General features: G+C 36.9%; 27 protein-coding genes. 20 read left to right on the top strand and 7 right to left on the bottom strand.

Going from position 1 to position 20,954, the window contains the following annotated elements; translation table 11 throughout:
* Window position 1 precedes the first annotated feature (1 nt).
* Together K4422_RS12695 and K4422_RS12690 are read right to left on the bottom strand one after the other, a co-directional pair.
* On the bottom strand, window positions 2-214 hold the full coding sequence (locus tag K4422_RS12695) for a DNA-directed RNA polymerase subunit epsilon (RefSeq protein WP_206904283.1): 213 nt from the start codon (window positions 212-214) through the stop codon (window positions 2-4).
* Between the two features lie 19 nt (window positions 215-233).
* Window positions 234-485: a hypothetical protein gene (locus tag K4422_RS12690; protein WP_206904280.1), complete on the bottom strand. Its 252-nt coding sequence runs from the start codon at window positions 483-485 to the stop codon at window positions 234-236.
* 268 nt (window positions 486-753) lie between these two features.
* Between K4422_RS12690 and K4422_RS12685 the strand changes: the two genes are divergently transcribed.
* The 4 genes from K4422_RS12685 to K4422_RS12670 all read left to right on the top strand — a co-directional run bounded on the left by K4422_RS12685 (window position 754) and on the right by K4422_RS12670 (window position 6,076).
* Window positions 754-2,487, top strand: coding sequence for an ABC transporter ATP-binding protein (locus K4422_RS12685; RefSeq protein ID WP_206904277.1), 1,734 nt, complete (start codon window positions 754-756; stop codon window positions 2,485-2,487).
* Window positions 2,484-4,247, top strand: coding sequence for an ABC transporter ATP-binding protein (locus tag K4422_RS12680; RefSeq protein ID WP_230711369.1), 1,764 nt, complete (start codon window positions 2,484-2,486; stop codon window positions 4,245-4,247). The genes K4422_RS12685 and K4422_RS12680 overlap by 4 nt, the downstream gene beginning before the upstream one ends.
* A 228-nt stretch (window positions 4,248-4,475) precedes the next feature.
* Complete coding sequence (locus tag K4422_RS12675) at window positions 4,476-4,964, top strand: gamma carbonic anhydrase family protein (protein ID WP_230711367.1); 489 nt, start codon at window positions 4,476-4,478, stop codon at window positions 4,962-4,964.
* Between the two features lie 173 nt (window positions 4,965-5,137).
* Window positions 5,138-6,076: an NADP-dependent oxidoreductase gene (locus K4422_RS12670; RefSeq protein ID WP_230711365.1), complete on the top strand. Its 939-nt coding sequence runs from the start codon at window positions 5,138-5,140 to the stop codon at window positions 6,074-6,076.
* A gap of 134 nt (window positions 6,077-6,210) precedes the next feature.
* Here K4422_RS12670 and clpP read toward each other — a convergent pair whose 3' ends face one another.
* Window positions 6,211-6,792 carry an ATP-dependent Clp endopeptidase proteolytic subunit ClpP gene (gene clpP, locus K4422_RS12665; protein WP_206904265.1) on the bottom strand — a complete coding sequence of 194 codons (582 nt, stop codon included), beginning with the start codon at window positions 6,790-6,792 and terminating at the stop codon, window positions 6,211-6,213.
* 266 nt (window positions 6,793-7,058) lie between these two features.
* On the opposite strand from clpP, the gene K4422_RS12660 reads away from it, so the two are divergent.
* The 7 genes from K4422_RS12660 (at window position 7,059) to glnA (ending at window position 13,822) form a co-directional block, all read left to right on the top strand.
* The gene (locus tag K4422_RS12660; RefSeq protein WP_396140065.1) at window positions 7,059-7,571 is read left to right on the top strand and encodes a hypothetical protein; all 513 of its coding nucleotides are present in this window, start codon (window positions 7,059-7,061) and stop codon (window positions 7,569-7,571) included.
* Window positions 7,572-7,721: 150 nt separating this feature from the next.
* Complete coding sequence (locus K4422_RS12655; RefSeq protein ID WP_230711363.1) at window positions 7,722-8,468, top strand: glycerophosphodiester phosphodiesterase family protein; 747 nt, start codon at window positions 7,722-7,724, stop codon at window positions 8,466-8,468.
* Between the two features lie 8 nt (window positions 8,469-8,476).
* Entirely contained in the window at window positions 8,477-9,400 is a 924-nt protein-coding gene (miaA, locus tag K4422_RS12650; RefSeq protein WP_206904259.1) for a tRNA (adenosine(37)-N6)-dimethylallyltransferase MiaA, read from the top strand.
* 1 nt (window position 9,401) lies between these two features.
* Window positions 9,402-10,646, top strand: coding sequence for a GTPase HflX (gene hflX, locus K4422_RS12645; protein WP_230711362.1), 1,245 nt, complete (start codon window positions 9,402-9,404; stop codon window positions 10,644-10,646).
* Window positions 10,630-11,892 carry a methionine gamma-lyase family protein gene (locus tag K4422_RS12640; protein WP_230711357.1) on the top strand — a complete coding sequence of 421 codons (1,263 nt, stop codon included), beginning with the start codon at window positions 10,630-10,632 and terminating at the stop codon, window positions 11,890-11,892. Before hflX ends, K4422_RS12640 begins: the two co-directional genes overlap by 17 nt.
* Window positions 11,893-12,061: 169 nt before the next feature.
* Entirely contained in the window at window positions 12,062-12,439 is a 378-nt protein-coding gene (locus K4422_RS12635) for a MerR family transcriptional regulator (RefSeq protein WP_016172695.1), read from the top strand.
* A gap of 42 nt (window positions 12,440-12,481) precedes the next feature.
* Window positions 12,482-13,822 (top strand): type I glutamate--ammonia ligase, encoded by a 1,341-nt coding sequence (gene glnA / locus K4422_RS12630; RefSeq protein WP_206904245.1) that lies wholly within the window; start codon window positions 12,482-12,484, stop codon window positions 13,820-13,822.
* 98 nt (window positions 13,823-13,920) lie between these two features.
* Here glnA and K4422_RS12625 read toward each other — a convergent pair whose 3' ends face one another.
* From K4422_RS12625 to K4422_RS12610, 4 genes are read right to left on the bottom strand one after another with little or no spacing between them, the layout of a single operon-like run.
* Window positions 13,921-15,051 (bottom strand): tyrosine-type recombinase/integrase, encoded by a 1,131-nt coding sequence (locus tag K4422_RS12625; protein ID WP_230711356.1) that lies wholly within the window; start codon window positions 15,049-15,051, stop codon window positions 13,921-13,923.
* 13 nt (window positions 15,052-15,064) lie between these two features.
* Window positions 15,065-15,379 (bottom strand): hypothetical protein, encoded by a 315-nt coding sequence (locus tag K4422_RS12620; protein WP_230711355.1) that lies wholly within the window; start codon window positions 15,377-15,379, stop codon window positions 15,065-15,067.
* Window positions 15,380-15,419: 40 nt separating this feature from the next.
* Window positions 15,420-15,854: an ImmA/IrrE family metallo-endopeptidase gene (locus K4422_RS12615; protein ID WP_230711354.1), complete on the bottom strand. Its 435-nt coding sequence runs from the start codon at window positions 15,852-15,854 to the stop codon at window positions 15,420-15,422.
* Between the two features lie 6 nt (window positions 15,855-15,860).
* Window positions 15,861-16,199: a helix-turn-helix domain-containing protein gene (locus K4422_RS12610; protein ID WP_230711353.1), complete on the bottom strand. Its 339-nt coding sequence runs from the start codon at window positions 16,197-16,199 to the stop codon at window positions 15,861-15,863.
* Between the two features lie 275 nt (window positions 16,200-16,474).
* Here K4422_RS12610 and K4422_RS12605 point away from each other — a divergent pair, with 275 nt between their 5' ends.
* The 9 genes from K4422_RS12605 (at window position 16,475) to K4422_RS12570 (ending at window position 20,938) form a co-directional block, all read left to right on the top strand.
* Entirely contained in the window at window positions 16,475-16,663 is a 189-nt protein-coding gene (locus K4422_RS12605; RefSeq protein WP_230711352.1) for a helix-turn-helix domain-containing protein, read from the top strand.
* A gap of 384 nt (window positions 16,664-17,047) precedes the next feature.
* Entirely contained in the window at window positions 17,048-17,239 is a 192-nt protein-coding gene (locus K4422_RS12600; RefSeq protein ID WP_230711351.1) for a helix-turn-helix domain-containing protein, read from the top strand.
* Window positions 17,240-17,242: 3 nt separating this feature from the next.
* A complete protein-coding gene (locus tag K4422_RS12595; protein ID WP_230711350.1) occupies window positions 17,243-17,497 on the top strand; it encodes a hypothetical protein in 255 nt (84 codons plus the stop codon).
* 15 nt (window positions 17,498-17,512) lie between these two features.
* A complete protein-coding gene (locus K4422_RS12590) occupies window positions 17,513-17,707 on the top strand; it encodes a hypothetical protein (protein ID WP_230711349.1) in 195 nt (64 codons plus the stop codon).
* A gap of 14 nt (window positions 17,708-17,721) precedes the next feature.
* A complete protein-coding gene (locus K4422_RS12585) occupies window positions 17,722-18,429 on the top strand; it encodes a Rha family transcriptional regulator (protein ID WP_230711348.1) in 708 nt (235 codons plus the stop codon).
* The gene (locus K4422_RS13595; protein WP_268991046.1) at window positions 18,422-18,550 is read left to right on the top strand and encodes a hypothetical protein; all 129 of its coding nucleotides are present in this window, start codon (window positions 18,422-18,424) and stop codon (window positions 18,548-18,550) included. The genes K4422_RS12585 and K4422_RS13595 overlap by 8 nt, the downstream gene beginning before the upstream one ends.
* A 38-nt stretch (window positions 18,551-18,588) precedes the next feature.
* A complete protein-coding gene (locus K4422_RS12580; protein WP_230711347.1) occupies window positions 18,589-19,323 on the top strand; it encodes an ERF family protein in 735 nt (244 codons plus the stop codon).
* A complete protein-coding gene (locus tag K4422_RS12575) occupies window positions 19,320-20,297 on the top strand; it encodes a DUF1351 domain-containing protein (protein ID WP_230711346.1) in 978 nt (325 codons plus the stop codon). Before K4422_RS12580 ends, K4422_RS12575 begins: the two co-directional genes overlap by 4 nt.
* Entirely contained in the window at window positions 20,294-20,938 is a 645-nt protein-coding gene (locus tag K4422_RS12570) for a putative HNHc nuclease (protein ID WP_230711345.1), read from the top strand. The genes K4422_RS12575 and K4422_RS12570 overlap by 4 nt, the downstream gene beginning before the upstream one ends.
* Window positions 20,939-20,954 lie beyond the last annotated feature (16 nt).

Here is a 20,954-nt window from a genome sequence, read left to right as displayed (position 1 = left end):
TTTAAAACTCCGTCAATTTGAAGTCGGCATTTTCTTTTTCATAAGCTAAATGATTTTCGTCTAGCCCTTGAATAAATTCGATGTTGTATGGGGTATGTTCTTCAACTAATGCGCGGGCAGTGACTTCATCGGCTGCCTCTACGTAAATCGATAGGGTTTGTTCTCTTTTTGGATTGCGTACTTTTGTTTCTTGATAATAAATTTTGTAGATCATCTGTTTGACTCCTTTATTATTAATTAAACGGTATAAAAATGGCATCTAAATGATGGCAAATACGAGAATTATGGCAATCAAAAAATAAGGGAGCAACTTTTGAAAAAAATTTTTGCATAGATAAAGCAAATAACTTTTTATTGTCAGCAAATTCTCCGCTAAATTTTGGATGCTTTTTGAAAATCAGCTGATTTTCAAAAAGAGAAAGTCTCGTCTTTACTTTCCGCTTATTTTTTAATTCAACCGTTCCTTTGGCGTTTTTTGCGCCCAATTACTGATATTTTAGCATAGATTTTTCAATAAGTATAGAAAAGGCAAAGGGCATAAAGGGGTTACATTCAGTAAATTTCTGCTGATTTTATCTACAATTAAAAATTTCACTGTGGTATAGTGAAGGTAATGCGAAAATTTATTCATGCTTAGGTACACCCTTTGAGGTTTTTAAAAGGGGTGTCCATTTTTCTTTCATTAGCTATCTGTTTTAATTTTACGCGTTTACAGGCAGTGCCTGTCTTCATTTTAATAAAGGGGGAAAAGAAATGAAATTGATGTGGCATTATACAATGCGCTACAAAAAACTATTACTTTTTGATTTCATCTGTGTCTTTGGTTTTATTATCATTGAGTTGGGTTTACCAACTATTTTAGCGCGGATGATTGATGCAGCTATTCCAGCCAAAAGTTTTAGTCAAGTACAGCAGTTGGGGCTGTTAATGGTTATTATTACTGTGTTGGGAGTGGTGATGAATATTCTCTTGGGCTACTTCACGACCCGTATTACAACCAACATTACGGCGGATATTCGCGATGATCTATTTGAAAAAACACAAGGATATTCCCATTATGAATACGAACAAATCGGGGTGTCTTCTTTAATTACCAGAGTGACTAATGACGCTTATCAAATCATGTTATTCATGCAAAATATTTTGCGAACTGGTTTTATGACACCTATGATGTTTATTGTCAGTTTATATATGATTTTTCGAACGAGCCCATCTTTAAGCTGGTACGTGTTAGCGGCCTTACCGATTTTACTTTTAGCGGTGATTGCAATTGCCAAATTCTCTGATCCTTTATCGACAAAACAACAAGGGAATTTGGATAAAATCAACGCTATTTTACGAGAAAATTTATCTGGTTTGCGGGTAATTCGTGCTTTTGTTAATGAAAAATTTGAAGAAAATCGATTTGAAAAAGTAAATAAGGCTTATGCATCTAGCTCAAAAAGTTTGTTTCGCTTAATGGCAGTAGCACAACCAGGATTTTTCTTCTTATTTAATATCGTGATGGTTTTAATTATTTGGAATGGGACAATCAAAATTGACCAAGGCAGTCTGCAAATTGGGGACTTAATTGCTTTTATCGAATATATTTTCCATGCTTTATTTTCTTTCATGCTGTTTGCTTCTGTCTTTATGATGTATCCAAGAGCAGCTGTCTCTGCTCGCCGTATTCAAGAAGCGTTAGATGCAACTTCTGAAATTGTTGAAAAAGAAGATGGCGTCACTACAACAGCAACAAAGGGTTATGTCGAATTTAAAAATGTTACCTTTGCTTATCCGGGTCATGCCCAAAGCCCAGTGATTCGTAATGTGAGTTTTACCGCACAACCCGGTGAAACAGTCGCCTTTATCGGCAGTACTGGTTCTGGTAAATCCACTTTAATTCAATTAATTCCGCGCTTTTACGATGTAAGTGAAGGAGAAGTGGTCATTGATGGGGTCAATGTAAAAGATTACCGCTTAAAAAGTTTACGGCAAAAAATTGGTTACATTCCCCAAAAGGCGCTCTTATTTACTGGAACGATTGCTGAAAACTTACGTTATGGAAAATTAGACGCTACCCAAGCTGATATGCAGCGGGCAGTTGATATTGCGCAAGCTGCCGATTTTATTAGCCAAACACCAAAGGGCTTTGATGCCGAATTGTCAGAAGGCGGCACTAATTTTTCCGGTGGTCAAAAGCAACGTTTAGCGATTGCCCGCGCGATTATTCGCGATCCAGAAATTTATATTTTTGACGATAGTTTCTCGGCACTGGACTATCAAACAGATGCCAAATTACGGGCTCGTTTGAAAAAAGAAACGACCCACGCGACAGTTCTAATTGTTGCGCAACGAGTTGGGACAATTATGCATGCTGACAAAATCATTGTTTTAGATGAAGGCAATGTTGTTGGAATGGGAACGCACCAAGAACTTCTGAAAAATTGCAGTATTTATTATGATATTGCAGCTTCTCAGCTGTCAGAGGAGGAATTGGCACAATGAAATCATTCTCTTCTTTAAAACGTTTGGCTCGTTACTTGAGCCCTTATAAAATTACGGCTCTTTTAGTTTTATTTTTTGTCGTCTTGACGGTGGCCTTAAATGCGGCAATGCCCTATGTTGCAGGTTTGCCCACAACAGAAGTTGCTAAAAACATTGCAGAGGGACAAAAGATTAACTTTGATTATGTCTTTAAATGTTTGATTTGGATTACTGCAGTGGGGGTGGGCTATTGTATCGCCCAATTGCTGTCAGGATTGCTGATAACCAATGTGGTCCAAAGTGCAATGTATGACCTGCGGCAAGATATTGATGAAAAAATTAATCGTCTGCCAGTTTCATACTTTGATAAAAATCAACAAGGAAATATTTTATCCCGTGTAACCAATGACGTCGATGCGGTTAGTGGTGCGATGCAACAAGCCTTAATCGGAATTGTCAACGCGGTTTTGGGAATTATTATGGCACTTGCAATGATGTTTTACATCAACGTTCCAATGGCCTTGATATCGATTATTATGATTCCGGCTTCAATGCTGATTTCACGAGGAATTATTAAAATGTCCCAAAAATATTTCCAAGGAATGCAAAATGCTTTGGGAGATTTAAATGGTTACGTCCAAGAAAATATGACCGGTTTTAGTGTGCTAAAAGTCTACGGTCGGGAAAAAGAAACCTTAGACGGATTTAAAACGGTCAATCACCGATTAAAACATTTTGGGTTTAAAGCGTCCTTTATTTCGGGGCTTATGATGCCACTTGTTTCGCTGACTGCCTATATCACGTATATTGTAATGGCGGTCTTAGGGAGCTATTACGTTATTGGCGGTGTAATTGTTGTTGGACAACTGCAAGCCTTTATTCAATATATTTGGCAAATCAGTCAGCCTTTAGGTAATATCACACAGCTTTCTTCTGTTTTACAAAGCGCATCAGCTGCTTCAACCCGCGTTTTTGAAATTTTAGATGAAGCAGAAGAAGTATTAAATGATGCTGATATTCCTTTACCAGCAGTGGTAAAAGGTGATGTGGAATTTGACCATGTTTCATTTAGTTACGCTTTAGATAAACCGTTGATTAAAGATTTGAATTTTACTGTAAAAGCAGGGCAAACGGTGGCAATTGTTGGGCCAACCGGAGCTGGGAAAACAACGCTAATTAATTTATTGATGCGTTTTTATGATGTAAATGCTGGTGCCATCAAAATTGACGGTGTCGATACGCAAAAAATGAAGCGTAGCGATGTCCGTTCGGTTTTTGGGATGGTATTGCAAGATGCTTGGCTTTATGAAGGAACTATCGGGGAAAACATTCGTTTTGGGAAATTAGATGCAACGGATTATGAAATAGTGGATGCCGCTAAGACGGCTAACGTGGATCATTTTATCCGCACGATGCCAGACGGTTATGAAATGATGATTAATGCAGAAGGAAATAATGTTTCCTTGGGGCAAAAACAATTGTTGACCATCGCGCGGGCAGTTATTTCAGATCCGAAGATTTTAATTTTGGATGAAGCGACAAGTTCTGTCGATACTCGTTTGGAAGCTTTAATTCAAAAGGCAATGGACAAAGTCATGGAAGGGCGCACAAGTTTTGTTATTGCCCACCGTCTATCTACTATTCGTGATGCTGATTTAATTTTAGTGATGAACCAAGGTTCAATTATTGAAAAAGGTACCCATGAAAGCTTATTAGCTGAAGGTGGCTTTTATAGCAAGCTCTATCAAAGTCAGTTTGCTGAAGATGGAGATTACGATTAAGTAAAAAATGAGACCATGAAGTGAATGCTCATCGTTAGATCACTACCGACTGGAGAAATCCGGTCGGTATTTTTATAAAAAATGTATAGATTTTCACCGCGTCATTTGAAAAGTAAAGCAAGTAGACCTGCTCTTATTTTGGTTTATATAAGCTTTCATTATCTTTCGCGTTAGCTGGAGTTGCTTATGATATAATGTAGAAAAATTTTTGGAGATGACAAGAAAATTATGAAAAACTTTATCGCAAAAAATGCTGTTGTCATTGGGGATGTAACCTTGGGCAAAGATGTCACTGTTTGGTTTAACAGCGTGATTCGTGGGGATAGTAATTTTATCAAGATTGGTGATCGCACCAATATTCAAGACGGTACGATTATTCATGTTGACCATGACGCACCGACAGAAATTGCAAAGGATGTTACAGTGGGACATCAATGCATGCTTCATGGCTGCAAAATTGAGCAAGGCGCACTAATTGGCATGAGTTCGATTGTATTAAATCACGCCGTTATCGGTGAAAATAGTTTAATCGGCGCAGGTTCTTTGGTAACGCAAGGAACGGTTATCCCACCAAATGTTTTGGCTTTTGGACGACCAGCCAAAGTTATCCGCCCTTTAACACAAGCTGAAATTGCTAAAAATAAAGCCAATATCACCCACTATTGTCAATTGGGCCAAGAATTTCAAGCAGGAAAATATTCAGAGGTAAGTCAGTAAAGATAAGAGCTCTTTTAACAAAGTTTCGATATTTAAACGAAAGCTGAGATCTTATTGCAAGTTTGGAGATCAAATTTGACTCATCTTTTGTGAAAGCAGTTAAAGCGCAAATCGTTGCGCTTTTTTTCTTTCCTCGCTACACTTTAGACAAAGGTAAAAAGGAGGAATTTTTGATGAAACGTTTTGCTATAACTGGTTATGGAAAGCCCCATGATGTATTTGAGACGATTACAGACCAACCAAGAGAAATTACCCCAGGCCATATCCGAGTAGCAGTGCAGGCTTTTGCCGTTAATCCTTACGATATTTCTTTGCGAAGTGGGGCGCAGCAAGGATTTCGCAGTTTGAAATTTCCTTATGTAATGGGCAATGATGCGGCTGGAATCGTGACAGAAATTTTTCCTGGGGAAACAGATTTTGCTGTTGGCGATCGCGTAGTGATTCACCCAATTAGCGGAACCTATGGGCAAGAGGTCGTTTTGCCAAATAAAAAAGCGGCAAAAATCCCTGAGACAATGAGTTTTACCAAAGCGGCAAGCATAGTTACAACCGGAATCACAGCGTACAATTTACTTTTTGAACTCCTACAGGTTGACAGTAGTCAAACCGTGATGGTGTTAGGTGCTTCTGGTGGAGTGGGGTCTTTACTTGTACAAATGTTGCATCAAAATAAAAATCATATTCTAGCAAGTGCGGCCCAAAAAAATGAAGCGAAAATTAAAAACTGGGGAGCAGATGAGTTTGTTGCCTATGATACAGCGAGTCCGGCAAAAACATTTTTTGAACAGGCGGATATTGTAATTGACGCGACAAAAGGGAGTAAAAGTGCAGATCTTGGTCTGAAAATTTTAAAACCTGGCGGAACATACGTTGCTTTAAATGAACTGCCAAATCCAGCAGAACGTAAAGATGGGACGTATTTAAGTTTTTCCCCTAAAAAAGAATACCAGGACCAAACTGCTTTTGAATATTTGCTAAATGCTTATGGGGATGGCAAATTGGTCGTTAATATTGCAGAAGTTTTGCCTTTTGAATTGCGTAGCGTCATTTTGGCTCACGAAAAAATTGCGGGTCATCCAGCTGCTGGCAAAATTGTTATCGCCCAATCCTAAATGATAAAAGGGCACTCTTTTAATTAAAAAAGAAAGCAGCACAAGTAATCTAACAAATTGAATTTTTGGTGACTATAATAAAAGGTAAACAAAAAAAGAATTGAGACAAAAGTCTCAATTCTTTTTTTTATCAATTATTTTGTCACCATAATTTCGTCAATCAAACCGTATTCTTTCGCTTGTTCAGCGGTCATAAAGTTATCACGATCAGTATCTTTTTCAATGACTTCTAGTGGTTGACCTGTGCGTTCGGCTAAGATATGGTTCAAACGATCACGGGTTTGTAAGATGTGACGCGCTGCAATTTCGATTTCAGTTGCTTGGCCTTGTGCACCACCTAATGGTTGGTGAATCATGATTTCGGCATTTGGCAAAGCAAAACGTTTGCCTTTTTCGCCAGCTGTTAATAAAAATGAGCCCATTGAAGCAGCCATGCCCATTACAATTGTTTGCACATCGGCTTTAACAAAGTTCATTGTATCGTAAATTGCCATCCCAGCTGTTACGCTACCACCGGGTGAGTTGATGTATACATAGATATCTTTTTCAGAATCTTGTGCGTCCAAGAAAAGTAATTGGGCGATGATTGAGTTTGCTAAGTCGTCAGTAACTTGACCGCTTAGCATAATAATGCGGTCTTTTAATAAACGTGAGTAGATGTCATACGCTCTTTCGCCGCGGGATGATTGTTCAATGACTGTTGGAATTAAATTCATAATGTAAAGTCCTCCTTTAATCAAATCGACGTTAATTATTGTACGTCTCAAGTTTAGCACATTTAAGCGATAACCTCTAAAAAGAAGTATAACCAATAGGTCAAAATAGGTCAAATGAAAAACTCGGAGAATGAATATTTTTTTGCTAACAAAAATAGCAGATCAAAATAGATAACAAAAGGGTGGCTAAAAACAGTTAAAAAATGCGAATCCCACAGAAGTTATGCTAAAATAAAAGACAAGAGAATTTAAGGAGGAAAAATATGATAGCAGTAGCAGCAGCCGGTTTTTTTGGTGTTTTGGTGGGTGCTTTAATCGTTACCATTGCTTTTAATTTACGTATTCGTTATGACGAGAAAAAAGAGCAAAAACGACGAACTTTGGAACACAAAGTAAAAGAAATTGAAACCTTAAACCAATTAAATAAAAAAATCAATGAAATTTTACAAAAGCGTAGCGTCTTAATGGAAGAATATGTCAGCTTTGATGCCTTTGATGATTGTTATATCACAATTGATGACTATGCTTACTTGCAATCATTTGCAGCTCAAAATAATTTTTATTTACCAAACTACATTTTAGAAGAATTTTTCAAAAATATTGCGCAACGAAAAGTTATTTTGTCACCAGATGAAACGATTAAAGTTGGAGGTTACGCTTATAAGGGTGGTCGTGTGATTATGGAGCATTTTTCCGACGATTTAACAGAATTGATCAATGAAAGAAAAACAGAGTTAAAGCGACTTTCAGATAGTACGTTGACCTATTTTAGCGCGTAATAATTTTAAAAAAAGATGAGAAGCTGATGCAAGGTGTCTTCTCATCTTTTTTGCGGTATTTATTTCATGTTAGAGTATCTGTCTGGTACATAAAATACAGATAGAAGTGGTACAATTACTAATGAAGAAAAAGATAAGGAGGCAACGGTGATGACACAAATTGTAGCCCATCGCGGTGCCAGTGGTAGCCGACCGGAAAATACACTACCTTCTTTTGCCGAAGCAGTGCGGGCAGATAGTGACGTGATTGAGTTAGATGTTCATTTGTCAAAAGACGGTCACCTAATTGTGATGCATGATGAAGACGTTGAGCGAACGACAAATGGAAAAGGCTTGATTCGAGAAAAAAACCTGGCTGAAATAAAAAAATTAAATGCCGGTAGTTGGTTTTCTGAAAGCTATCAAAATACTAAAGTACCAACCTTAAAAGAAGTGTTGGGTTTATTAGTCATGCGCAATTTCCGAGGAGTATTGTTAATTGAACTAAAAACCGATCACTACCATTATCCTGAAATCGAAATGAAAACAGCTACTTTAATGACAAGTCGTCTTTGGCCTTTTAAACATTGGTATTGTAGTTTTAATATTGATTCCTTAGATATTATTCATAAATTAGAACCTGACACACAACTAGATTTGATTTTAAGCACCAGTGATAAAAAGGTACTTCAAGCACTGGACCGGCCATATATTGAAGGTATCCATCCTAAAATCGACTGGGTTTTGAAAAATAAAGCAACATTACCTGATTTACCATTAGCTGTGCGTCCTTGGACGATTGATGATGAAACCCTAGTGAAAGAATGTGTTGCGTTAAATACGGCAGGAATTATTACCAATTTCCCAGAAAAAGTACAGCAATATGTAAAAAATGCACGAAATAAGCCAAATAAATGAGGATAAAAATGAAAGTATTAGTGATTGCAGGGCCAACTGGTGTGGGAAAAACAGCACTAAGTATTAAGCTAGCCCAAAAATTCAATGGTGAGATTATTAGCGGGGATTCATTACAAGTTTATCGTCAATTGGATATTGGGACAGCCAAAGTAACCAAAAAAGAAGCCGCGGACATTCCCCATCACCTGATTGATATTTGTGATTTTACGGCAGCGTATTCAGCTGCTGATTTTCAAAAACAAGCGCGAGCAAAAATTGCGGCAATCTCAGCCAAAGGTAAACTGCCAATTGTTGTTGGCGGAACAGGTCTTTATATCCAGGCACTACTTTATGATTATAAATTAGGCGCGTCAGAAGATTTCGGGCAACAAGGGGAGCATTTGCGACAAAAATATCAAGCTTACGCCCAAAAAGAGGGGAGAGTGGCTTTGTGGCAGCTGCTTTTAAAAAAAGATCCACTAGCCGCTGAAAAAATTCATTTTAATAATGAGCGAAAAGTCATCCGTGCATTAGAAGTCTTTGATTTAACCGGTCATAGCATTACAAAACCTAAAGATGAACCGCAAAAGCTTTACGATGATTTTTTAATCGCTTTAACCACAGAGCGAGAGGTGCTTTATGAGCGTATTAATCAGCGGGTAGAGTTGATGTTTGCTGCTGGGTTAGCAAAAGAAGCAACCCTTTTAGAAGATTATGAAGATGTCCAAGCGGCAAAAGGGATTGGTTACCGCGAATTTTTCCCTTATTTTAAAGGTGAAATTAGTCTTGATGAGGTGAAAGAGGCAATTAAATTAGATTCAAGACGTTACGCAAAACGACAATTAACGTGGTTTCGTAACCGAATGGAAGTGACAACTTGGGTCGATTTGATTACGCAACCTGAAGCAATTGAAGCTTTGCAGCAGAAAATACAAGCGTGGTTGGAGGAGTAGCATGGAACAAGAAAAAGTTATTTTAGTCGGGGTAGAAACCGAAGAGACTTGGAAAAATTTTGGTGAATCTATGCAAGAATTAAAAGGTTTGACCAAAACGGCTAAAGGAGAAGTTTGTTTTTCGTTAATTCAAAAAAGGCCCCAAGTGGATCGTCAAACAATTATCGGAAAAGGAAAATTGACGGAATTAAAAAATTTAGTCGAAAGTTATGAAGCAGATTTGGTAATTTTCAACCATGAACTGACACCACGTCAAAGCCAAACTATTGCCGATTTTGTGGCAGTGCCAGTTATTGACCGCGTGCAGTTAATTTTAGATATTTTTGCTTTGCGGGCACGGTCTAAGGCGGGAAAACTGCAAGTAGAATTAGCGCAATTAGAATATTTGTTGCCCCGTTTAGTGGGCCAAGGTAAATATTTATCTCGCTTAGGTGGAGGGATTGGTACAAGAGGGCCTGGTGAAACCAAGTTAGAAACAGATCGACGCCATATTCGTAATAAGATAACAGCGATTAAGCGAGAATTAAAAGACGTAGCGGCTCATCGGGAACGTACGCGTCAAAGAAGAAAAAACAATCGCTTTCAAATTGGTTTAATTGGTTATACCAACGCTGGCAAGTCCACGATTATGAATGTATTAACAGAAGCAAAAACTTATGAACAAGATGAACTTTTTGCAACATTAGATCCTTTGACAAAACGCTGGAAATTGCCGGAAGGTTTTGAGGTTACGTTAACGGATACGGTCGGTTTTATTCAAGATTTACCAACGCAGTTGATTGATGCTTTTCACTCTACGTTAGAGGAAAGTCGCGATATGGACTTGTTGTTGCATGTTGTTGATGCCAGTTCACCTGATCGTACCCAACAAGAGCAGACGGTTTTAGAGCTGATGAAAGAATTGGATTTTGATAAAACCCCGATTTTAACGGTCTACAATAAGGCTGACAAAATTGATAAAGCACAATTTGTGCCAACCCTATTTCCCAACGTATTAATTTCAGCTAAGAGTAGCCGCAGTAAAGCTGAATTGACTTCGGCTGTGCGCTTGCAACTGATGGAAAACTTAGAACCTTACAATGTTTATTTAAAACAAAATGAAGGGAAATTACTGGCACAACTGAAAAGTGAAACGTTACTGGTGCACGAAGAGTTTTTGCCAGAATCAGAAAAATACTTGGTCAAAGGTTTTGCATTACCTGAAGCCAGTGTGATAAGGAGAATGGAAGATGAATTGGACAGATGAATTTGATCCGTCTTTGGTAGCCGCAATTGAGCGAGTCGAGCAAAAAATTGCGCCACGACAAGAAGAGTTACGGCAAATTGCTTTGAGCAATCAAAATAAAGTTTTACGCGCATTTTCAAATCAGCATATTTCAGAAACGCATTTTTTACCTTCAACAGGATATGGAAATGATGATATGGGACGGGATGCTTTAGAAGCCGTTTATGCAGAAACGTTTGGTACACAGGCAGCATTAGTGCGCCCACAAATTGTTTCGGGAACCCACGCAATTGCTACGGCTTTATTTGGGGTGTTACGTCCTGGGGATGAACTACTTTATATTACGGGGACACCTTATGATACCTTGCTTGAGGTAATCGGTTTAGCCGGAAATGGAATTGGTTCAATGAAAGAGTATGACATTTCATACCGTCAAGCTGATTTGGCAGACTCAGGGGAAGTCGACTTTGATGCTGTAAAAGCAAAAATTAATCAAAAAACCAAAGTGGTTGCTATTCAGCGTTCCCGTGGCTATGCTGCCAGACCTTCATTTACCATTGCAAAAATTAAGGAAATGTGTGATTTTGTTAAAACAATTGCGCCAGATGTCACTATCTTTGTTGATAATTGTTATGGCGAATTTGCTGAATTATTAGAACCAACACAAGTAGGAGCTGATTTAATGGCAGGCTCTTTGATTAAAAATCCTGGCGGTGGTATTGCCAAAACGGGTGGCTACTTAGTTGGGAAAAAAGATTTAATTGAAAAGTGTGCTTATCGTTTAACTACACCAGGTGTAGGGGCAGAAGGCGGCGCCATGTTAGGCAATGTATACGATATGCTCCAAGGGTTTTTCTTAGCCCCTCATGTCGTTAGCCAGGCTATTCAAGGTGCAGTTTTCACATCAGCGTTATTAGCAGAATATGCTATTGCGTCAACCCCTAAGTGGGACGATCCTAGAACAGATTTGATTCAATTAGTCGAACTTAAAGAAAAAGATGCGATGATTACCTTCGCACAAGCTATTCAACGTTTTTCACCAGTAGATGCCTTTGTTGCCCCGGTACCTTCTTATATGCCTGGTTATGAAGACGATATTATTATGGCAGCAGGAACTTTTGTTCAAGGTGCGAGTATTGAGTTAAGTGCAGATGGTCCCTTGCGGGAACCGTTTTCATTGTACGTTCAAGGTGGTCTAACTTATGAACATGTTAAAATTGCAGTCGCTAACGCAGTAAATGCTGTTTTTCATCAAAATAAAAAATAATTTTAGTTTTTTTAATTTCAACTGAACCTTGTTAATTCAAGGTTCTTTTTATTTGTCAGAAAATTTTTTATTATTTATGTCAGAAAAGCTAACATATAGCCTTGACTTTCAAAAATGTGATTGGTATAGTTATCCCAAGTTAAAAAACCAACCGGAAAGGAGTAGTTTCATGCGAGAAAAAGAGTTGCGCCGATCAATGTCAGTTTTTCCGATTGGGACGGTGATGAAGCTAACAGATCTTACTGCGCGACAAATTCGTTATTACGAAGAGCAAGATTTAATTCATCCCGAAAGAAGTGAAGGCAATCGTCGTATGTATTCTTTGAATGATATTGATATTTTACTTGAAATCAAGGATTACTTGTCTGAAGGTTTAAATATGGCAGGGATCAAACATGCCTATGAAATGCAAAAGCAGCAGGAAAAAATTGCAAAAAATAAAAAACCGCTGACTGACCAAGATGTTCGACAAATTTTTTATGATGAACTACTAAGCCAAGGTGGTTTAACACAACAAAATCCATTTAAGCAGGGTCCACGAATGTAGGCGTTGTTTGAAAATAAAAAAACTAATTAAGGGTGGGATTATATGCCTCGCGTAAATTACACAGCAACAGATATCAAACGTATTGTCGAAGAAGAAAATGTTCGTTTCTTACGTCTAATGTTCACAGACATTATGGGAACAATCAAAAATGTTGAAGTTCCAGTAAGTCAATTGGAAAAAGTTTTGGATAACAAAATGATGTTTGATGGTTCTTCGATTGAAGGTTTTGTCCGCATCGAAGAAAGCGATATGTATTTGTATCCAGATTTATCTACTTGGATGATCTTCCCTTGGGAAAGTGAACATGGTAAAGTCGCACGTTTGATTTGTGATATTTATAATCCTGATGGTACACCGTTTGCTGGCGATCCCCGTGGTAACTTGAAGCGCGCTATGGAAAACATGAGACAATTAGGTTTCACTTCGTTTAATTTAGGGCCAGAGCCAGAATTCTTCTTATTCAAACTAGATGAAGATGGTGAAATTACAACGGAGTTAAATGATGCTGGTGGTTATTTTGATTTTGCCCCGACAGACTTAGGTGAAAATTGCCGCCGGGATATTGTGTTGGAATTAGAAAGTCTAGGCTTTGAAGTGGAAGCATCTCACCATGAAGTGGCTCCTGGACAACATGAAATCGACTTTAAATATGCCGACGTTGTCGATGCCTGTGATAATATCCAAACCTTTAAATTAGTAGTAAAAACAATTGCCCGCAAACACGGTCTACACGCGACCTTCATGCCAAAACCATTATTTGGGATTAATGGTTCAGGGATGCACTGTAATATGTCCTTATTTAAAGGCAAAGAAAATGCTTTTTATGATGAAGCAGGAGAAATGGGCTTGAGCCAAACTGCATATCATTTCTTAGGCGGATTAATTGAACATGCCCGGGCCTATACAGCTGTCTGCAATCCAATCGTCAATTCATACAAACGCCTTGTTCCCGGCTATGAAGCTCCGGTTTACGTAGCTTGGTCTGGTCGCAATCGTTCACCGTTAATTCGTGTGCCAGAATCTCGTGGTCTATCAACACGTTTGGAGTTACGTTCAGTTGATCCGTCAGCTAATCCATATTTAGCAATGGCAGTATTATTAGAAGCCGGTCTTGACGGTATTCGTCGTGAATTGACACCGCCACCAGCAGTTGATCGCAATATTTATGTCATGAATGAAACAGAAAGAGAAGAAGCGCAAATTAAAGATTTACCTTCAACATTACACAATGCGATTAAAGCGCTACGCAAAGATGAAGTAATGGTTGATGCTTTAGGGAATCATATCTACCAAAATTTTGTGGAAGCAAAACGTTTGGAATGGGCATCGTTCCGTCAAACCGTTTCTGAATGGGAAAGAGAACAATATTTAGAGTTGTATTAAAAACAGGAATTAACCGCTACATATCAGTATATGTGGCGGTTTTTTATTTGCTTGATATTTAAAAAGGGCACAAAAGGGGCAAATTTAGTTAAAAAAAATTAGTATTCTATAGTATCGAGTTTTTCTAAGAGCGAATCTTTCATTTTGTTTGTTACATGAGTATACACTTGCAAAGTAGTTGACGCATCAGTGTGGCCAACGCGTTCCATTACAATTTTTATTGGGACATTTAATTCTGCTAAAAAGGATATATGAGTATGGCGTAAATAGTGAGACGTTACGGGCTTATCAATACCAGCCTTAGCAGCGGCGCTTTTTAGCGTTGGGGCAAATGTCCGATAATCGATTGGAAGTCCTTTACCATTTGTAAAAATATACCCTAGATCACCATATTTTTTAGTGCTTTTGAGAAGCCTGTTTTCTTGAAGAACCTTAAATAATATTTCAATTGCTCTATTTGACAAAGTAATATTTCGATTAGCGGATAAGGTTTTAGGAGTAGTCCTAATTACATCTGAGTAATGACCACTTCTAAAATCAATTGTACCAGTTACTTTAATATAGCCTTCGTACAAATCTTCTTCACGCAAAGCAATCAATTCACCATATCTTAATCCAGTTAAAGCCATGAATTCTACCATATCTGCTTTTCTGGTATTTTTTGCATATGAGTTTAATTGTTTAATTATGGCACGTAACTCCTCTTTTTCGAGGTATTTTTCAGGTTTTTTTGTTTGGCGTAATGTTAAATTGAGTTTAAAAGGCAAAAGATTAATTTCATAACCGTCTTCCTTAGCATGATTTAAAATCATAAAAATAAATGCCTTAACTTTCTTCACGTAATTGAATGAATATTTTTGAGAATAATACATATCTTCCAATCGCTTTTTTAAATATTGATTATCTATATTTTTTATCAACGTGTCAGAACCAACCGTTTTTATAATTGCCTTTTCTGATGATTTATAAGATACGAAAGAAGAATCTTTCACTCTTTTTTTGTAATTTGGTACAAATTTGTTAAGCGCATCTAAAAAAGTGATACTAGATTTTTTAGGAGAGTTAACCATTTTGCTGATTTTTTCCTGCAATTCCATTGAAGCTTGTTTCTTTGCTTGATTGGATTTTGAATTTAAAGTAATCGATACTCGTCTATATTTTTCTGTATAAGGATCTTTATAGCGTTCGTTGTACTTGAATTTCCCGTTTGACAATTGCTCAACCCACATTAACAATCACCTCCTACTCAAACTCTAGCTCGCCCATGCTGTCATCGAAGTTTTCCAAAAACTGAATTTCATTTAAAAAGTCTAACCAAATTTGGTACCCATTATATTTTGGAACGCTTTTTTCAGCTTTGATTTTTTCATAGGCATTTTTCGCAACGTCATTCCACATACTCTCCGCAGCACGTTCCATTTTTAAGTCAGTCCATTTTTTTGTTTTTCCGGTACGTTTTTTATTTCGCGCATACTGCAACTCTAAAGCCTTGTTATAAAACAGCTCATATCCTCGTGCGTTTTTTTCTAACCAGTCTTTAAATTCTTGATAAGTCATTATTTTTCCTCCTTTTAACAAACGTATGTTCGTTTTTGTGTTAAAAAAATATATTGTCAGCTTTAAGGCCAACGAGATATTTCGTCATAAACTCTTTTACCACAGGCTCGTACCTTGTTTCAATTTCGTAACTCTCTAAAAAGTTTATGTAATTAAAAGAACTAGGTTCGAAGTCTGGATCATTTAGTTTTGCTTCTAGCATTTTTTCAATCATGAATTCTTCAGCTTCGTTTTCCATTTGAGAACGAAGAGAATAGGCAAGGTTGTATAATTTATAGTTATTACGTTGTTTGGCGAGATGCCCCAACTCATGCAGTAAATCTTTTTGTTGTTCCCATTCAGGATTGCATGAGTTGATTACTATTAAATTTAAATTTGGAAAACAATAAGCATTTTTTGTAAGTTCGTTATCATAAACTACTGTTACTTGTAATATTTCAATAATCTTTTTTATTAAATTGTCCAAATAAATCACCACCAACTATTTTCCGTCTAAAAACGCCTCGATAATTCTTTCGAGCACAGGAATATCTTCTTTAGCAATTTCTTTTCCATCTTTACCCATAGCGGATTTTAAAGCTTCTTCAATAGTCATTTTACGTTGTTCGTCTGAAAGACCAGCATATTTATTTTCGGTTCGTCCTAAAAGATAATCGGTAGAGACGTCGAAGTAGTCGGCGACTTTTTGTACTTTTTCAACCGAAGGAATAGTTTTATTCCATCTCGACATACTACCATTACTGAAATTCATTTTTCTTTCTAATTCAGCTAGAGTCATAGAGCGCTCATTCAGCAATATTTTTATACGATCTAATAGCATAAAGATAGCATCCTTTCTAAAGATGCATACAAAATAGAAAAAACTTCAATCAATCTATTTACAAATAGATTATATTCAGTTATACTCTTTTTGTAAGCAAGTTATTTACGGCATACAAAAAGCACAAGCATTAACTAAACAGTCCGCCAAGACACTCAGTAAGCTATGTTTATTGTGTGCTGTATTTCTTATGCTTACATAATAGCATATATACAGTAATAGTCAATGGAAAAATGTAAATAATATGCGTAAATAATCTATTGGAGGTGATGACAATGAACTCTGCACTGAAAGAGTTCAGAAAATCAAAAAAACTTAGACAGTCAGAAATGGCTGAGAAGCTTCAAGTCTCATATTCGCATTATGTGAAGCTTGAGAATGGTTTTGTTAAACCTAGTTTTGAACTGCTGAAACGGATTAAGGAAGAATTTAGCGAGTTGGATATGAACCAGTTATTCAAATAAAAAAACCTGCTACGTTCGACACCGTAACAGGTTGTGAAATTTTTAAAGTCTACAGACAGTTGTCGACCTGTCTTCAACACTTCACTGGTATCACGTCCAGCACTGCTGTTGAAATAATTTCCAATCTCTACAATCTAGTGATCTGACATTTTATCTGATATTTGCGAGAGTACCCATCATTTAACCCATCAGTCACATAACTATTTTATAGATGCTAGACATCTGCGGGTCACGAAAGTAATGACCAATGGAGATAACCAAATTATCGAGACGCAGCTGAGTTCAAAAAGGCTTCCAAAAACATCAGCCCCTTTCAGTAGTTTGAACTACGGGTAGATTATACCAAAACATTCTCTATCAAGGAATAGAAAGTAGGTGAAAAAGGTGTCTTTAAAAGATGAAGTGAAAATCGCCCTTATTAAAAAAGGCTGGAGTCAACGTGAACTGGCCCGTCAGATGAATATCACAATGAGTTATCTAGCTGATATTTTGAAGGAAAATCGAAAACCGAAAGAACGATTGAAGCAAATTGAAAAGCTTCTTGATATTAAGTTTGATGAAAAACAGGAGGTTTAAACTATGGCACAGATTACCTTAGCTAGAACAGTTGAGTTAGAACAAGCGTGGATGGCAAAAGACGAAGCGATTGTTTACTTTGGCTATCAAAATCACAAACCCTTATTTCAAAAATTGCTCAAAGAATTTAAAGAGCATGATGAATTTAAAGAAGGTTATAGATTACCAACTTATGGATTATCAATTATTAATGTCCAATTATTCGATGAATTTCTAACATGGAGAGACAAAAACAAATTTAAGAGAAATAAAAACTAGAAGTAGGGTGAAAAAATGTCAAAACACAAATGTTCAATGCTAATGCTGTTCACTGTCATCGTATCGACGGTTACAGCGCTTTTCGCTTGGATGGGAAGTATTAATTTAAGTATCACGCTAATAGTGATTTCAGCGGTTGCTGTCATAATTGTATCAGCTTTGATTGGCTATCGTATGCACATTAGCGATGTAGAAAAAGGGATTTATTAGAAAGGAGTAATTAGATGGATTTAGTAATCATGAAGGATCGTCAAGCGGTCACAACAAGTCTGAACTTGGCAGAAAGTTTTGAGAAAGAGCATAAAAATGTAATTCAGGTCATTGAATCCAAAATTCAATCGGCTGAAAATTCAGCTCATTACAAAAAGATGTTTGCGCTAGGTTCTTATAAGGATTCTCGAGGGAGAGAACAAAAAATGTATTTCATGAATCGTGACGGTTGGACGTTTATCGCAGTGGGTTTTACTGGAAAGAAAGCCGATTCGTTCAAACTGAAATACATCGATGCTTTTAACGAGATGGAACAAGTTATTCGTCGTTCAACTGTACCAACGACAATCGAAGATATGATGATCTATCAATTAGAAGAAATGAAAGAAGTTAAAACGGATGTATCGATGTTAAAAGATACGATGCGTATTAGTGGTCAACAAGAATATGAAATAAATCAAAAAGGAAAGTTAAAAGTTGTTGATGTTTTAGGTGGTAAGGAATCTGCTGCTTATTCAAGAATTGGGAAAAAAGTATTTTCTAGATTCTGGTCTGAATTTAAACGTCATTTTATGGTTCCCCGTTATGGAGAATTGCCACGTCTAAAATTTGATGATGCGATTGAATTTATTGATTTATGGTTACCTTCAACAGAATTGAGACTAGAAATAAAACAATTGAATCGTCAGCAAAAACTTTTTGAAGGTGATTTTAATGAATAGAGCAGAAGCATTAAAAATCGGGAAAATTATCGCAGACAGATGGTGGCGAGCAAACTATTTAACGATTAAAACGCGTCAGAATATCGAGCGCATGAAAAAAGCGACTTCAACCGGCAAGTAGAAAGTCGCAAACAAAAATACCTATAAGGAGATTATAGCATGGATGATGTCAAAAACGAAGTAAGTAAAAATAGCGTCACGAAAAATCTAATACAAAAGTTAGCAGAAATTACAAATGAAATTGAAAGAATTCCCAAAAATGGGCATAACGATTTCCATAATTATGACTACGCTTTGGAAAGTGATATTAAAGATGTTGTTCGACCTTTACTAGTTGCACAGAATCTTTTTATGTTATCTGATGAAAAATCGCGATCTGTAACAGAAATCAAGACACAAAAAGGTACACAGCAATTAGTTACCCTTGAAATCGAATATACGATATTTGATGGTGACGCAGGGGAGACAATAAAATTTACTGGATTTGGTGATGGGCAAGATGCTGGTGATAAAGCAGTGTACAAAGCTAAAACTGGCGCACTTAAATACGCATTGACTTCTCTGTTTCTAATTCCGACAGGAGATGACCCAGAAACCGAAGGAAAGAAGCCGTTACAGCCACCTAAAACTATTGATGAAGAACAAATAAAAACATTAGAAGATTTAATTCACACTGTAGCAACAATGTCTAATTCTAATCCGGCTCAAGTTTTAGGTCAATTAAAAGCTGAATCTGGATTTACTAAGACGATTAACAAAATGACGGAAACTGATTTTGGTGTAGCTTTACAAATTTTACAAAAATGGAAAAAGGCTTATGCCAAGCGCCTTCAAAACGTAACGCAACCAAAACAAGAAAATATAAATTCAATTCCATGGGGGCAAAAACAATGACAGAAAATCCATTAGCATTGCAAGATATGCAATTTGAGGTGAGTTACACACCTTCAAAAATCACAATTGAAAACGAAGAACTATTGGATCGTTTAATTGAACAAACGACTGACCATTACAACAATCAAGTTTTTAAATTTGATGAAGAAAATGTCGCAGAGGCAAAACAAGCCAAAGCCGATTTAAATAAAATTGCCAAATTGATTGATGACCGTAGAAAAGAAATTAAAGCTGATTATTCGCAGCCTTTGAATATCTTTGAAGAAAAAATGAAGCGTTATGTTGAACGTATCAAAGTAGTATCTGATGACATCAATTCAGGTATCAAACTTTTTGACGAATCGGAAAAAGCAGTTCGACTAGAAAAAGTAAAAAATGAGATGGTAAAAATTGCTGAACCATTAAACATTGAACCTGACACCATCGAAATTAGTACGACATGGTTAAATAAATCATCGTTCACCACAAAAGGTGAAGTTAAAGGGAAAATTCTTGATGAAATTCATGACAAGATGAAGATTGTTGCAATGCAAAGAAGTCAGATAGCTGCTGATAAAGCAACTATTACAGATTATGCTGAAATCGCTGGATTAGATCCATATGCATGGTCAGGTTTGATTGACCAAGGATGGTCCGTAGCAGATATTCGTGAAAAGATTAAACAAGCGGTGGAAGATAAACGTCTAAAGGAACAAGCCGAATTGGAAGCGCAACAAAAGAAGGCAGAGTATGAAGCTGCTATGGAAAAAATGCAACGAGAGCAAGCCTTAGAAACTGATAACGGACTGGTCGACCCAGAAACTGGCGAGATAATAATTGGTAATGAACCAGAGCCAGAGAAGTCGCAAAATGTTTATTTTGATGATAGTCCAACAATGACCGTTACGTTGCAGCTAACAGGTACGCAAAACCAATTGAGTGCGTTGAATAATTATCTTATCGAAAATGGTATTGAAGTGGTGCCGGTGCAATGATGGGGAAATTGCTGTCTTCGGATGGCAGAAAAATAACAATAGAGCTTGAAGAAGCCTTCAATAAAGAATATCTCCAATTAATTGCGAATGGTGAAGAAAACTTTTTAGAAGTTATGCCACTTGATAATAGAGGTATATCAGCTAAGCAAAATGCTTTATCGCATGCATTAATAGCTGACGTTGCCAATTGGCAAGGAGAATCAGACCCAACACTTACAAAATCAGCATTAAAGATAGAGTATTTTAGAAGAGTTGGCATTTACTTTAAACATCGGAAAGCAACAAAATCCGATGCAAAAAAATGGATTGAATTTCTAATCGAGTTTGTTCTTTCAAATAACGTGCCACTTCCTAAAGTATACAACTATTTATTAGATGAAAATTCATGGTTTTATCAATGCTTAAAATATCGTCGTTGCTGCATTTGTATGGAACAAGCAGATATTGCGCATGTAGATGCAGTCGGTATGGGTAGAAACAGGAAAAAAATTAACCATTCTGATTTTAGATTTATGGCGTTATGCCGGTGCCATCATACAGAGCAGCACACAATTGGGTTAACTGAATTCTTTAAAAAATATCGCATTATTCTCGTGAAGTTGAATGATGAAGAAAGAAAAAAATTAAGGATAGGTGGATAAAAAAGAGAGAAAGGAG

Source organism: Enterococcus sp. SMC-9 (genome assembly GCF_021011285.1).
GTDB lineage: Bacteria > Bacillota > Bacilli > Lactobacillales > Enterococcaceae > Enterococcus_C > Enterococcus_C montenegrensis.
This window is presented reverse-complemented; position numbering and strand designations above follow the sequence as displayed.

Excerpts from the sequence above, each read along its gene's own strand:
- K4422_RS12695 (WP_206904283.1), bottom strand. The coding sequence starts at position 214 with ATGATCTACAAAATTTATTATCAAGAAACAAAAGTACGCAATCCAAAA.
- K4422_RS12685 (WP_206904277.1), top strand. The coding sequence starts at position 754 with ATGAAATTGATGTGGCATTATACAATGCGCTACAAAAAACTATTACTT.
- K4422_RS12680 (WP_230711369.1), top strand. The coding sequence starts at position 2,484 with ATGAAATCATTCTCTTCTTTAAAACGTTTGGCTCGTTACTTGAGCCCT.
- K4422_RS12675 (WP_230711367.1), top strand. The coding sequence starts at position 4,476 with ATGAAAAACTTTATCGCAAAAAATGCTGTTGTCATTGGGGATGTAACC.
- K4422_RS12670 (WP_230711365.1), top strand. The coding sequence starts at position 5,138 with ATGAAACGTTTTGCTATAACTGGTTATGGAAAGCCCCATGATGTATTT.
- clpP (WP_206904265.1), bottom strand. The coding sequence starts at position 6,792 with ATGAATTTAATTCCAACAGTCATTGAACAATCATCCCGCGGCGAAAGA.
- K4422_RS12655 (WP_230711363.1), top strand. The coding sequence starts at position 7,722 with ATGACACAAATTGTAGCCCATCGCGGTGCCAGTGGTAGCCGACCGGAA.
- miaA (WP_206904259.1), top strand. The coding sequence starts at position 8,477 with ATGAAAGTATTAGTGATTGCAGGGCCAACTGGTGTGGGAAAAACAGCA.
- hflX (WP_230711362.1), top strand. The coding sequence starts at position 9,402 with ATGGAACAAGAAAAAGTTATTTTAGTCGGGGTAGAAACCGAAGAGACT.
- K4422_RS12640 (WP_230711357.1), top strand. The coding sequence starts at position 10,630 with ATGAATTGGACAGATGAATTTGATCCGTCTTTGGTAGCCGCAATTGAG.
- K4422_RS12635 (WP_016172695.1), top strand. The coding sequence starts at position 12,062 with ATGCGAGAAAAAGAGTTGCGCCGATCAATGTCAGTTTTTCCGATTGGG.
- glnA (WP_206904245.1), top strand. The coding sequence starts at position 12,482 with ATGCCTCGCGTAAATTACACAGCAACAGATATCAAACGTATTGTCGAA.
- K4422_RS12625 (WP_230711356.1), bottom strand. The coding sequence starts at position 15,051 with ATGTGGGTTGAGCAATTGTCAAACGGGAAATTCAAGTACAACGAACGC.
- K4422_RS12620 (WP_230711355.1), bottom strand. The coding sequence starts at position 15,379 with ATGACTTATCAAGAATTTAAAGACTGGTTAGAAAAAAACGCACGAGGA.
- K4422_RS12610 (WP_230711353.1), bottom strand. The coding sequence starts at position 16,199 with ATGCTATTAGATCGTATAAAAATATTGCTGAATGAGCGCTCTATGACT.
- K4422_RS12605 (WP_230711352.1), top strand. The coding sequence starts at position 16,475 with ATGAACTCTGCACTGAAAGAGTTCAGAAAATCAAAAAAACTTAGACAG.
- K4422_RS12595 (WP_230711350.1), top strand. The coding sequence starts at position 17,243 with ATGGCACAGATTACCTTAGCTAGAACAGTTGAGTTAGAACAAGCGTGG.
- K4422_RS12590 (WP_230711349.1), top strand. The coding sequence starts at position 17,513 with ATGTCAAAACACAAATGTTCAATGCTAATGCTGTTCACTGTCATCGTA.
- K4422_RS12585 (WP_230711348.1), top strand. The coding sequence starts at position 17,722 with ATGGATTTAGTAATCATGAAGGATCGTCAAGCGGTCACAACAAGTCTG.
- K4422_RS13595 (WP_268991046.1), top strand. The coding sequence starts at position 18,422 with ATGAATAGAGCAGAAGCATTAAAAATCGGGAAAATTATCGCAGACAGA.
- K4422_RS12580 (WP_230711347.1), top strand. The coding sequence starts at position 18,589 with ATGGATGATGTCAAAAACGAAGTAAGTAAAAATAGCGTCACGAAAAAT.
- K4422_RS12575 (WP_230711346.1), top strand. The coding sequence starts at position 19,320 with ATGACAGAAAATCCATTAGCATTGCAAGATATGCAATTTGAGGTGAGT.
- K4422_RS12570 (WP_230711345.1), top strand. The coding sequence starts at position 20,294 with ATGATGGGGAAATTGCTGTCTTCGGATGGCAGAAAAATAACAATAGAG.